The following is an 8,824-nucleotide window of genomic DNA, read 5'->3' on the forward strand; positions in this document are numbered from 1 at the left end:
GGCCATGCGCCCGCGCATGCTTGACCGACTCAGCCCCAGGCGCCCGACGCCCTGCTCGCCCTGATCCGCCTCCACGCCGCCGATCCGCGTAGCGACAAGATCGACCTCGGCGTCGGCGTCTACCGGACGGAGGACGGTGCGACCCCGGTGTTCGCCGCGATCAAGGCGGCCGAACAGGTGCTGCTCGATACGCAGGAGAGCAAGTCCTACCTCGGCCCGGAGGGCGACATGGGCTTCGTCACCGCGCTGATGCCCTATATCTTTGGCGCGGGCGATCCGACGATGGGCGGGCGTATCCAGGGGATGCAGACCCCCGGCGGCACGGGTGCGGTGCGCCTCGCGCTCGGCCTTGCGCAAAAGGCGGGTGTGAAGCGCGTCCACATGGGCGTGCCGAGCTGGCCGAACCACGCGCAGATCCTTGCCGATCTCGGCATGGAGCTGGCGCCTTTCGACCACGCCAACGCTGACGGCACGGCCAACCTCGACGCGGTGCTCGCCGCGATCAACGGTGCGGCAGCGGACGAGGCAGTGCTGCTCCACGCCTGCTGTCACAACCCCACCGGCATCGACTACACCGCCGAACAGTGGGCCGCGATCGCCGACGCTTTCGCCGCCAGCGGCACCTTCCCGATCATCGATGCCGCCTATCAGGGCTTGGGGCACGGCATGGAGGAGGACGCGGGCGGCATGCGCGCCGTGCTGGCCAAGGTGCCGGAAGCCTTCATCGCCTATTCCTGCGACAAGAACTTCGGCCAGTATCGCGACCGCGTCGGCGCGTTCTATGTGATGGCGCAGGATGCGGGCGCGCTCGACACCGCCTTTTCCAACGCCAATGCGCTGGCGCGCGCGGGCTGGTCGATGCCGCCCGATCACGGCGGAGCGGCGGTGCGGATCATCCTGCGCGATGCGCAGATGACCGCGCAGTGGCTCGCCGAGCTCGACACCATGCGCGCGCGGATGCGGCAGGTGCGCGATGCGCTCGCCAAGGCGGGGAGCGCGGGGCGGGTCGACCTTACGCCGCTGGGCCATCAGAATGGCCTGTTCTCAATGCTGCCGATCACCAAGGAGGAGGTCGCGACCCTGCGTGAGGAGCACGGCATCTACATGGCCGCCTCGGGCCGCATCAACATCGCGGGGTTGACGCCTTCGAACCTGCCCAAGTTCATCGCCGCGCTGGCGGCGGTGGCGGAGTAAGCGCGGAATGCTCGACCGCCAGCCCGTGCTGGAGGGCGAGAATGTGCGCCTGCGTCCGCTGCGCGAGAACGATTGGGACGCGCTGTTCGCGGTCGCCTCGGACCCGCTGATCTGGGAGCAGCATCCGGCGCATGACCGCTGGCAGGAGCCGGTGTTCCGCGCCTTCTTCGACGATGCGCTCGCGAACAGGGGCGCGCTTGTCGTGATCGACCGCGCGACGGGCGCGGTGATCGGCTCCTCGCGCTATCAGGGGCTCGAGGAAGCGCCAAGGGAGGGGGGCGTCGGCTCGGTCGAGATCGGCTGGACCTTCCTTGCGCGTTCGCACTGGGGCGGGCGCTGGAACCACGATATGAAGCGGCTGATGCTGGCCCACGCCCTCGCCAGCGTTGCCGAGGTGCGCTTCCTGGTGGGCGAAACCAACATCCGCTCACGCCGCGCGCTGGAACGGATCGGCGCAAGGCTCACCGACCGCCGCGAGGAGCGCATCATGGCGGGCGGGGAGATCATCCCGCACCTCACCTACGCCATCACCCGCGAGGACTTTGCGAGCGGGCCGCTCACCGCCTGACGGGGCGCGGGACGGGAACATTGCCCGGACCGACCGGGTAAGCCCCGCATGCTGTTCGATGGTCTTCCGGGTCTCGTCCGTGTCGCGCTGGTCGCAGTGCTGGCCTATGTTGTGCTTGTCGGCGTGCTGCGCCTCGCGGGCAAGCGCTCGCTCGCCAAGCTCAATGCCTTCGATCTGGTGGTGACCGTCGCGATCGGCTCGACGCTGGCGACGGTGCTGCTGAGCAAGGATGTCGCGCTGCTCGAAGGCGCGCTCGCCTTCGCGATGCTGGCGCTGTTGCAGTGGATCGTCGCGCGTCTTTCGATCGCCTCGCCCGCCTTCCGCAACCTCGTGCGCAGCCAGCCGCGATTGCTGTTCGAGGACGGGCAGTTCCGGCGCGGCGCGATGCGGCAGGAGCGCGTCACCGAGGACGAGATTACCTCCGTGATCCGCAGCAACGGGGTGGGCCGGATCGAGGACGTCGCCGCCGTGGTGCTGGAAACCGACGGCACCCTCAGCGTCATCAAGGGGGCGGGCGAGGCGCTCAGCGTATTGGCGGGCGTGCGGCGCTAAGGCGCGGCCGCATCGCCCAGCGCCAACACGCCGCTATCGCCCGCAACCGCTTTGGCGTATCGTCCCTTCAACGCGCCACGCCGGGAGCCCCTTATCGAAAATCGCCTGATCTATCGTTCGATGCCCTTCGGCTTTGACCGGTCCATACTGGCCGGGATCCTCTCGGCGGCGCGGCGCAACAATCCGCGGCTGGGGATCACCGGGGCACTGGTCTGTCGGCAGGATCTCTACCTCCAGCTGATCGAGGGGCCGGCCGAGGCGATCGACGCGCTCTATGCGCGCATCTGCGAGGATGATCGCCACGCCAATGTCGAACTGCTGCTCTCGGAACCCATGGGCGAGCGCATGTTCCCGAACTGGGCAATGCTGGACGACCAGTCGCCGTCGCTGTTCTGGTCGGCGCGGGATGTCGCGGCGGGCGCACTTGAAGCAGCAAGCCCGGACGAGCTGCGCGCGCCTTTCGCCCGGCTCAGCGCGGCGCGCCCGGGGCCCTAGCGGGAACAGACCGCGCTTATTCTCTCCGCCGCTTGGTCGCGATAATCCATGCCCGAATCGCAAACGGGAGAGCCCCCATGGCCAAGCGCAAATCCGCCCTCGACCACCTCGCCAGCGGACGTGAGTCGCATATCGTCCCCATGATCCCGCCGGGCACGCCGGGCTATCGCGAGGCGGCGGGCGGGGCGATGGTGGTGTCCTCCCCCGCCGAGGTCGATGCGCTGGTGCGCCGCCTGCGTCCGGGCGAGGTGGCGACGCTCGACGTGGTGCGCGCCGCGCTTGCCCGGCGGCATGGCGTCGCGGTCGCCTGTCCGGTCTCGACCGCGATTTTCCTCAACATGGCCGCCCGCGCCGCCGAGGAGCGCCGCATCATGGGCGTGCCCGAGGAGGCGCTGACCCCGTGGTGGCGGGTGCTCAGGAAGGGCGGGTTCCTCAACCCCAAGTTCCCCGGCGGCACCGAGGCCCAGCAGGCGCTGCTCGAGGCCGAGTGCGTGCGCGTCTCGCCGCTCAGGCGGCAACCGGCGGTGTTCGATTTCGCCGAGCGTGCGCCGGCCGATTCGCTGGAGGAGCGGGCCTGAAGCCGCAAGGCCTGCAAGCCGCGCTCAGGGTGTCGCCTGCATCGTCAGCATCGCCTGCGCGAGCGGGCGGAAGTCGATCGCAGCCGAATGCTTCCGCCCAAGGCATCGCAGCGCCGCCAGATCGGCTTCGGTGCGCGTGTCGGGCTTCTTCAGGGGCTTGATCCGGATCACCTCGGGGCTCTCCACGGTGATGGTGAGCAGGTGCTCGGCGCGGCATTGCTTGAGGAAGCCGTCAGCCGCCTGCGCGATCTCTTCACGGGTCGGCGGCCGCCAGGTCGCGGTCAGCGCCAGGAGCATGACGAAGGCGGCGAGGCATCTGGTCGCAAACCGCCCCACCGTCTCACTCCGCCGCTTGGGCAAGCGCGATGCGGTTGCCTTCGCTGTCGGCGATCTCGGCGACGAAGCCCGCTTCGCCGATGTCTTTCTTCGGGTAAAGCACCGCGCCGCCTTGCGTCTGCGCGCGGGCGATCACGGCGTCGATATCGGGCACGTCGAAGTAGAGGATCGCGCCGTCGCGGGTGGGCTTGTAGACGTCACCCTTTGCCAGTGCGCCGCTCGCGCCCGGGCGGCCGTCGGCGCGGGGGAAGAAGGCCATGTCGTAGCCGTCGGTCTCGCGCCGGTCGAGTTTAACTCCGAAGACCGCCTCGTAGAAGCGGACCGCGCGGTCCATGTCGGTGACGGGGATTTCGAAATGGACGACCGGATTGATTGCGGCAGGATCGGTCACGACGGGGGTTCCTTCGCGCGCTGGCGCCTTGGCGGGTGCGGGCTGGCAGGCGGCGACCAGCAACGCACCCGCCGAGATCACCCCCGCGCGCATCATCTCACCGCGCCGCCGCGAGGCTCTGCATGCGCTTGAGATAGCGCGCCAGCACGTCGATCTCGAGGTTGACCGCGTCGCCCTCGGCCAGCTGTCCCAGCGTCGTCACCGCCGCGGTGTGGGGGATGATGTTGAGCAGGAAGTCGCAAGCGCCGTCGGGCCGGTCGCGCACGTCGTTGACGGTCAGCGAGACGCCGTTGACGGTGATCGAGCCCTTTTCGGCGATGAACGGCGCCATTTCTGCGCGGGCGCGGATCGCGACCTGCCAGCTGTCGCCCTCACGCGCCACCTTCACCACCTCGCCGACCGAATCGACATGGCCGGTGACGATGTGCCCGCCGAGTTCGTCGCCGAGCCGCAGCGACGGCTCGATGTTGAGCGCGGCGCCCGCGTTCCACATGCCCGGCACGGTGCGGCTGACGGTCTCGCCCGAAACGTCGACATCGAACCACGCGTCGCCCGCGCTGCCGCCGCGTTCGACGACGGTCAGGCACACGCCCGAACACGCGATCGAAGCGCCGATGTCGATCCGCGCCGGATCGAGCGGGGCGGTGATGCGCAGGCGCAGATCGCCGCGCTGCTCGGCGGCGGCGATGGTGCCGATGGCGGTGACGATGCCGGTGAACATGGCGAGCGGTTCCTTGCGAGAGCTATCGGGTGCGCAGATAGGCGGCGAAGCTGTCGCTGCCAAGCTGGCGGCGCTCGCGAAATTGCCAGCGGCCATGGGCTGCGGCCAGATCCGCGAGGCCCAGCGGGCCGAGCGCCCTCAGGCCGTCACCGATCAGAATGGGCGCGGTGTAGAGGTGGAGTTCGTCGACGAGGTCGGCGGCGAGGAAGGCGGCTGCGGTTGCGGCCCCGCCTTCGACATAAAGATATTGCACGCCTTCAAGGCTGGCGATGGCCTCGGGCGCGGGGAGGGCAGTGGTGCCCTCGGGCGCGGGTCCGCGGGTCAGGACCACGCGTTGCGGCGAGCGCGCTTCGAGGCCGGGCAGCCGCACATCGAGCCGGGGCTGGTCGCTGCGCGATGTCCCTCCGCCCACAAGGATCGCGTCATGGCGCGCGCGGTGGGCATGGACATGGGCGCGCGCGGCCTCGCCGGTGATCCACTGGCTGGTGCCGTCGGCGAGCGCGATGCAGCCGTCCAATGAGGTCGCGAGTTTCAGCGTCACCCGCGGGCGGCCTTGGGTCATGCGGGTGAGAAAGCCTGTCAGGCTAGCGGCGGCGGCGGGATCGTCCAGCAGGGTGACGGCGATCCCCGCCGCCTCCAGCCGCGCCATGCCTTGTCCGGCGGTGCGCGGGTCGTGGTCGCGCTGGCCGATGACGACACGGGCCGGGCGCGCGGCGATGATCAGGTCGGTGCAGGCCGGCCCGCGCTCCGAGACATGGGCGCAGGGCTCGAGGGTCACGTAGAGCGTCGCGCGGGCGAGAACGTCAGGCGCGAGCCCCGCCAGCGCCGCAGCCTCGGCATGAGGGCGCCCGCCTGCCTGCGTCCAGCCGCGCGCGATCACGCGGGTCTCGGCGACCACCAGCGCCGCGACGCCGGGATTGGGGCGACTGAGCGGACGCGCGCGCGCCGCAAGCCGCGCGGCGGCGGCCATCCAGTCGTGATCGGAAGGCGGAAGGGCTGCGGCTATTGCCCGGCGTCCGTTTTGGCCTTCGCGGCGGCTTCGGCCTCGGCGCGGCGCTTTTCGGCCGCGGCCTTGTCGGCCGCACGCTCGGCTGCGGCCTTGCGCTCGATCGCCTCGACATCCATCCCGGACGCCCGCCCGATTTCCTTGTAGATCCGGCGCTTTTCCTCGGCGATGCGCGCTTCCTCAGCCGCGCGCAGGTCCTTGATCTCCTGATTGGCGCGGTTTTCGGCCGCGATCTCAGCCTCGGAACGGGCCGGGTCGAGCGTGGTGATGTACTCGATCTGCGGCCGCTCTGGCTCGCCATATTGGGTGCTGTTGACGCCCCACCAGACCATGAGGGCAGCCGGCAGGATCGAGACCAGCAGGATCGGCCAGCGATAGGGGTGGGGCCGCCGGATCTCGTTCCAGAAATCGGCGAGGCCGCCGGCAGGATTGAAGCGGGAGGGGAGCATGCGCATCAGGGCAATATAGGGCGCGCGCGGGCGAGGGGGAAGGGGGCTGAGGCGGGCTCGTCGCAGGCCGTCCGCCTGCTCTTACCCGAAGCTCGCGTAGAGTCCGCGTCCGTGCTCTTTCAGCCAGCGGTCGGCGGCTGCGATCTCGCCTTCGAAGATGCGCGCGAGCAGCGCATGGAAGGCAGGGGAGTGGTCGAAGTGCACCAGATGCGCGACCTCGTGGGCGACGACCGATCTGCGCACCCAGTCGGGGGCCTGCACCAGCCGCCAGTTGATGCGAATGCGGCTCTTGTCCGAGCACGAGCCCCAGCGCCGCTGCGCCCGCGTGAGGCCGATGGGCACCGGATCGAGGCCGGCGGCCGCGCAATAATCCTGCATGTCGGCCTCGGCGAGGCGCAGGGCCTCGGCCTCGAGCCAGCGCCGCAGCCGCGTTTCTAGACCTGTCTGCGGCCCGCCGATGCGCAAGCTCTCGCCCTCCAGCACCGGGCGCCGCGCCGCGCGCGCGTCCCACGCCAGCCGCAGCGCGCGGCCACGGTAGAGCACCTCGCCCCCGGGCTCGGGCGTGGCGCGCTTGGGCAGGCGGGCCAGCTGCTCGCTGAGCCAGCCGGCGCGGGCATGGGCGAAGGCAATCGCCTCGCGTCCCTCGGCCCAGGCGGGCAGGGTGATGCGCACCTCCGAGCCATCGGGCGCGAGCCGCAGGGTCAGCCGCCGCGCGGTCTTCAGGCGCTTCAAAACGATCGGCACCTGACGCCCGCCGAGGTCGATTGCCGGATCGAGCGCATGGCGTGCCGAGGCGGTGCGCAGCCAGTCGATCATGCGTCCACCTCCCGATCGCGGCTCCAATCGCGTTTGGCCGCGGGCCATTCGGTGATGTGGTGCTCTATCGGCCCGGCATCGACCTCGCTGACCACCCGGCCGACGATCGAGACTCCGGCGCGCCGCACCGCATCGCGGTCGCCCGAAATGAGGTAGTGCCACCCCGGCAGCGGGCGGCCATCGGCGCGCAGCCGGTAGGCGCAAGTCGCGGGCAGCCAGCGCACCTGCTCGACGATTCGCAGGGTCAGCCTGAGGCAATCTGGGACGAAGGCCTTGCGGTTGCGATAGTCGGAGCATTGCGCCGTCTTGGTATCGAGCAGGCGGCAGGCGATGTTGGTGTCGACCACCTCGCCGGTGTCCTCGTCCTCGAGCTTGTGCAGGCAGCAGCGCCCGCAGCCGTCGCACAGCGCCTCCCACTCGGCGCGGGTGAGCTCGCCCAGCGGCAGCTCCCAGAAGCGCTCTCTCAATTCACCCATCGCGCCAATTCCGCCGCGACCGCATCGCCGCCCCGGTCGGTGGGCAGCGTCGCGATCGGCGCGCCGTCGGGGCCGAACAGGTAGACGACGTTGGAATGGTCGACGAGATAGCCGCCGCCGGGCTGCGCCTCGCCATTTTGGTAGAACACCTTGAAGGTCTTGGCGGTGGCTGCGATCTGCTCCGGCGTGCCGGTAAGGCCGACGATATCGGGCGAGAAGGCGGCGGCGAATTCGCCCACTACGGCCTGCGTGTCACGCTCGGGGTCGATGGTTATGAAGATCGGCACCACCTTGCCCGCCTTGGCCGGATCGCTCGCCTTCAGTGCCTTCAGGCCTTGCGCGACGCGCTGCATGTCGGTCGGGCAGATGTCGGGGCAGAAGGTGTAACCGAAATAGACGATCCGGTACTTGCCGGCAAAATCGCCCCAGCGCACCGTCTCGCCCTTGCTGTTCTTGAGCGCGAAGTCTCCGCCGATCGCCGCGCCCGCCAGCGGCGGCTCAGCGGCGGGCGCGCCCGCGCCCCCGCAGCCGGACAGCACCAGCGCCAGCGCGATTGTAAGGCAAGCGAAGGCGGAAGACTTGTTGATGCGGTTCATGCTCTGCTAACTGGCTTTTCGAGAAAGGCGCTGCGGCTCGGTCCGCCCGCGCCGTCCCACACGGCAAAGGTGTGGCAGGTAATGCGAAAGGATCAAACCATGGCTCATGGTGTTTTGCGCAAGTTAGGGCGTCCCCGCGCGATTGCGAGTGCAATCATGCTTGCCCTGGCCGCGCCTGCGGCCGCGCAGTTCCAGTCCGAGGGCTATCTCTTCCTCGAAGCTGTCAAGGAGGCCGAGGGCGACAAGGCGACCGAGATGCTCTCCAAGCCCGGCACCCAGATCGTCAACACCCGCGACATCACCAGCGGCGACACGGGCCTGCATATCGCGGTTGCGCGCTCGGACCTGTTGTGGGTGCGCTTCCTGCTCCAGCGCGGGGGCGATCCCAACATCCGCAACAAGAAGGGTGCGACCCCGCTGCAGATGGCGACGGCCTTGGGCTTCACCGAGGGCGTCGCGGCGCTGATCAAGGGCGGAGCGAGCCTCGATATCGCCGACCAGACCGGCGAGACCCCGCTGATCACCGCGGTTCACGCGCGCAACCTCGCGCTGGTGCGGCTCTTGCTCGAAAAGGGCGCGGATCCGGACCGCAACGACAACTCGGGCCGCTCGGCGCGCGACTACATGGAGCTGCAGGCCGGCAACA

At 69.7% G+C, this 8,824-nt stretch carries 14 protein-coding genes; 6 read left to right on the forward strand and 8 right to left on the reverse strand.

The window, feature by feature from the left end:
• Window positions 1-51 precede the first annotated feature (51 nt).
• The 5 genes from NBV68_RS14685 (at window position 52) to NBV68_RS14705 (ending at window position 3,387) form a co-directional block, all read left to right on the forward strand.
• Window positions 52-1,194 (forward strand): aromatic amino acid transaminase, encoded by a 1,143-nt coding sequence (locus tag NBV68_RS14685; protein ID WP_296311012.1) that lies wholly within the window; start codon window positions 52-54, stop codon window positions 1,192-1,194.
• A gap of 7 nt (window positions 1,195-1,201) precedes the next feature.
• Complete coding sequence (locus NBV68_RS14690; protein ID WP_296310987.1) at window positions 1,202-1,762, forward strand: GNAT family N-acetyltransferase; 561 nt, start codon at window positions 1,202-1,204, stop codon at window positions 1,760-1,762.
• A 48-nt stretch (window positions 1,763-1,810) separates the two neighbouring features.
• On the forward strand, window positions 1,811-2,314 hold the full coding sequence (locus NBV68_RS14695) for a YetF domain-containing protein (protein WP_296310989.1): 504 nt from the start codon (window positions 1,811-1,813) through the stop codon (window positions 2,312-2,314).
• A 51-nt stretch (window positions 2,315-2,365) separates the two neighbouring features.
• A complete protein-coding gene (locus tag NBV68_RS14700) occupies window positions 2,366-2,809 on the forward strand; it encodes a BLUF domain-containing protein (RefSeq protein WP_296310991.1) in 444 nt (147 codons plus the stop codon).
• A gap of 77 nt (window positions 2,810-2,886) precedes the next feature.
• The gene (locus NBV68_RS14705) at window positions 2,887-3,387 is read left to right on the forward strand and encodes an MGMT family protein (protein ID WP_296310993.1); all 501 of its coding nucleotides are present in this window, start codon (window positions 2,887-2,889) and stop codon (window positions 3,385-3,387) included.
• A gap of 24 nt (window positions 3,388-3,411) precedes the next feature.
• Here the strand turns inward: NBV68_RS14705 and NBV68_RS14710 are convergent, their stop codons facing one another.
• The 8 genes from NBV68_RS14710 to NBV68_RS14745 all read right to left on the reverse strand — a co-directional run bounded on the left by NBV68_RS14710 (window position 3,412) and on the right by NBV68_RS14745 (window position 8,178).
• Entirely contained in the window at window positions 3,412-3,747 is a 336-nt protein-coding gene (locus tag NBV68_RS14710) for a hypothetical protein (RefSeq protein ID WP_296311014.1), read from the reverse strand.
• On the reverse strand, window positions 3,728-4,210 hold the full coding sequence (locus NBV68_RS14715) for a VOC family protein (protein WP_296310995.1): 483 nt from the start codon (window positions 4,208-4,210) through the stop codon (window positions 3,728-3,730). The genes NBV68_RS14710 and NBV68_RS14715 overlap by 20 nt, the downstream gene beginning before the upstream one ends.
• Window position 4,211: 1 nt before the next feature.
• Window positions 4,212-4,835: a riboflavin synthase gene (locus NBV68_RS14720; protein WP_296310997.1), complete on the reverse strand. Its 624-nt coding sequence runs from the start codon at window positions 4,833-4,835 to the stop codon at window positions 4,212-4,214.
• Window positions 4,836-4,857: 22 nt separating this feature from the next.
• Window positions 4,858-5,841: a bifunctional diaminohydroxyphosphoribosylaminopyrimidine deaminase/5-amino-6-(5-phosphoribosylamino)uracil reductase RibD gene (ribD, locus tag NBV68_RS14725; RefSeq protein WP_366068397.1), complete on the reverse strand. Its 984-nt coding sequence runs from the start codon at window positions 5,839-5,841 to the stop codon at window positions 4,858-4,860.
• Entirely contained in the window at window positions 5,838-6,296 is a 459-nt protein-coding gene (locus NBV68_RS14730; RefSeq protein WP_296311000.1) for a hypothetical protein, read from the reverse strand. The genes ribD and NBV68_RS14730 overlap by 4 nt, the downstream gene beginning before the upstream one ends.
• 75 nt (window positions 6,297-6,371) lie before the next feature.
• The gene (locus NBV68_RS14735) at window positions 6,372-7,106 is read right to left on the reverse strand and encodes a SprT family zinc-dependent metalloprotease (protein WP_296311003.1); all 735 of its coding nucleotides are present in this window, start codon (window positions 7,104-7,106) and stop codon (window positions 6,372-6,374) included.
• A complete protein-coding gene (locus tag NBV68_RS14740) occupies window positions 7,103-7,582 on the reverse strand; it encodes a YcgN family cysteine cluster protein (RefSeq protein WP_296311005.1) in 480 nt (159 codons plus the stop codon). The genes NBV68_RS14735 and NBV68_RS14740 overlap by 4 nt, the downstream gene beginning before the upstream one ends.
• Window positions 7,570-8,178 (reverse strand): SCO family protein, encoded by a 609-nt coding sequence (locus NBV68_RS14745; RefSeq protein WP_296311007.1) that lies wholly within the window; start codon window positions 8,176-8,178, stop codon window positions 7,570-7,572. The genes NBV68_RS14740 and NBV68_RS14745 overlap by 13 nt, the downstream gene beginning before the upstream one ends.
• A gap of 156 nt (window positions 8,179-8,334) precedes the next feature.
• Between NBV68_RS14745 and NBV68_RS14750 the strand changes: the two genes are divergently transcribed.
• A partial coding sequence (locus NBV68_RS14750) for an ankyrin repeat domain-containing protein (RefSeq protein WP_296311010.1) occupies window positions 8,335-8,824 on the forward strand: 490 nt, incomplete at its 3' end.

It is taken from the genome of Erythrobacter sp., from assembly GCF_023653175.1.
Lineage (GTDB): Bacteria > Pseudomonadota > Alphaproteobacteria > Sphingomonadales > Sphingomonadaceae > Erythrobacter.